The 240-nt window shown below is 69.6% G+C and carries 1 protein-coding gene; it reads left to right on the top strand.

The genetic code is table 11. The features are described 5' to 3' along the window. Positions 1 to 240: SDR family NAD(P)-dependent oxidoreductase (locus tag N7568_RS25180; protein ID WP_261612357.1), on the top strand; the 240-nt coding region annotated here is incomplete at both ends.

The following is a 240-nucleotide window of genomic DNA, read 5'->3' as shown; positions in this document are numbered from 1 at the left end:
CACCGAAGAGTCGCAGCTTGACGCCGCAGTTAAGGAGGCCGAGGAACGTTTGGGTGTCGTCGATGTCCTCGTCAACAACGCCGGCTCCGGCTACCGCGCCGCAATCGAAGAGGGCGACGACGGCGCCGTCCGGACGTTGTTCGACACCAACGGGTTCGGCCCGGTGGCCATGATCAAGGCCGTCCTTCCGGGACTGCGGGCCCGGCGGGCCGGCGCACTCGTGAGCGGCTCGGCCGGCGG

The sequence above is a fragment of the Paenarthrobacter aurescens genome, from assembly GCF_025421775.1.
Taxonomy (GTDB): Bacteria; Actinomycetota; Actinomycetes; order Actinomycetales; family Micrococcaceae; genus Arthrobacter; species Arthrobacter aurescens_B.
Note: the sequence above shows the minus strand (reverse complement) of the source record. Positions and strands in the feature narration are given on the sequence as shown.